The organism is Paucilactobacillus kaifaensis, assembly GCF_005405145.1.
Taxonomy (GTDB): Bacteria; Bacillota; Bacilli; order Lactobacillales; family Lactobacillaceae; genus Paucilactobacillus; species Paucilactobacillus kaifaensis.
Genome location: NZ_BJDM01000043.1, coordinates 1 through 1,196, shown reverse-complemented (window position 1 = coordinate 1,196; position 1,196 = coordinate 1). Strand labels below are relative to the sequence as shown.

Genomic DNA, 1,196 nt, shown 5'->3' with positions numbered 1-1,196 from the left:
GGAACTGAAGTTATAATTTGATACAAACATATAAAAGCACGTTCGAAAAAAGTAAAATTTATTCGGAGGTGTTTTTATTATGACAAATAATCGTTATCCCTATGAAACGAAACTTGAAGCAGTTCGGCTTTTAAACAGTGGAATGAGTGGTCGAAAAATATGCCAGACTCTCGGACTGAAGAGTGATGGATTAATTTACACTTGGCGAAAATGGATTCGAAATGGAGAATATTATCGACTAAGTCAGGCACAGGGAAAACAATATAAGTACCAAAAAGGAGTGTTAGAACTACCAATTGAGGTGCGTAAAGAACAGGAAATACAACAGATGAAAGAAGAACTAGAAGTTGTAAAAAAATATTTAATCAAGGAAAGGTTGTGGTAAATCAATCAACCATTCGGTTGATTAAGGAATTGAGTGACCACATCTCAATCACTCGTATTTGCGCTATTCTACACATCTCGAGGGCAACGTACTATCGTCATTCTAAGAACATGAACGATGGCCTGACACTTACTGAAGTGGAATCGCGAGTTCATCAGCTGTGTGTCGAAACGCATTTTCTATACGGTTATCGCAAAATTCATGCGTTGCTGGCTAAAGAAACAAAATGCAGTGTCAGTAAGGTTCAACGAATAATGCGCAAACACGGATGGAATTGCCGTATTAAGATCAAGCGGTTTAATAAACCAGGCAATCCTTACAAGACGTTTGCTAACGTCATCAACCGAAATTGGCAGACGGACACGCCGCTGACCAAATTAACAACTGACATTACTTACCTACCTTACGGTAGCCACATGCTCTATCTATCAACTATTATGGATACTTTCAATTCTGAGATTATTGCTTATCAACTGTCTGACCATCCAGATACTCGTTTAGCTGTTGATACTTTGAATCAGTTACCAACTTTGCCAGATAACGTTACTTTGCACAGCGATCAAGGATCGACGTACACGTCACTCGAATTCTTTGACTTGGCCAGACAAAAAGGCATTACCAGAAGCATGTCCCGTAAAGGAACGCCAGCTGATAATGCCCCCATAGAGTCGTTTCATTCCACACTAAAGTCTGAAACGTTCTATCACCAAATAGAACCCAAAGGTTCTAGATCCATTGTAATTGAAACAGTCCAAAACTACATCCAATTTTGGAATAATACTCGTATTTTTACCAAATTAGGCAACCAATC

The 1,196-nt window shown here is 38.8% G+C and carries 2 protein-coding genes; both read left to right on the top strand.

Annotation, left to right across the window (positions count from 1 at the left end; genetic code table 11):
- The first annotated feature begins 79 nt into the window (after positions 1–79).
- On the top strand, positions 80–385 hold the full coding sequence (locus FFM51_RS08710) for a transposase (RefSeq protein WP_137598229.1): 306 nt from the start codon (positions 80–82) through the stop codon (positions 383–385).
- Positions 379–1,196: IS3 family transposase (locus FFM51_RS08705; RefSeq protein ID WP_137598228.1), on the top strand; the 818-nt coding region annotated here is incomplete at its 3' end. The genes FFM51_RS08710 and FFM51_RS08705, both read left to right, overlap by 7 nt.

Bases quoted from the DNA above. Each gene is read 5' to 3' on its own strand.
- FFM51_RS08710 (WP_137598229.1), top strand. From the start codon at position 80: ATGACAAATAATCGTTATCCCTATGAAACGAAACTTGAAGCAGTTCGG.